This window comes from Corynebacterium sp. MSK122 (genome assembly GCF_030229435.2).
GTDB classification, from domain to species: Bacteria; Actinomycetota; Actinomycetes; order Mycobacteriales; family Mycobacteriaceae; genus Corynebacterium; species Corynebacterium marquesiae.
Genome location: NZ_JASPHV020000101.1, coordinates 1 through 253 on the forward strand (window position 1 = coordinate 1; position 253 = coordinate 253).

General features: G+C 57.3%; 1 protein-coding gene. It reads left to right on the forward strand.

The window, feature by feature from the left end; translation table 11 throughout:
• Positions 1 to 253, forward strand: a 253-nt coding sequence (locus QP934_RS11625; protein WP_419127605.1) for a transposase, incomplete at both ends; no start/stop codon positions are given.

Here is a 253-nt window from a genome sequence, read left to right on the forward strand (position 1 = left end):
ACAGCGCAAGAAATACACGCCGGAGTACCGGCGTGAAGCCGCAAACCTGGTAATCGAGTCGCAGCGCCCGATTGCTCATGTGGCCAAGGAGATTGGTGTATCAGCCACAATTTTGGGCAGGTGGGTCGGGCCTGACCCCCGGAAAGTAGACACGTCGGGGGTTAGCTATGCTGCTTGGGTCAGTGTAGCTGAATTCTCGGCTTCAAAGACGTCAGGAGCTGAAAGATTGCACCAGGAGTGCCGTCGGCGTGTG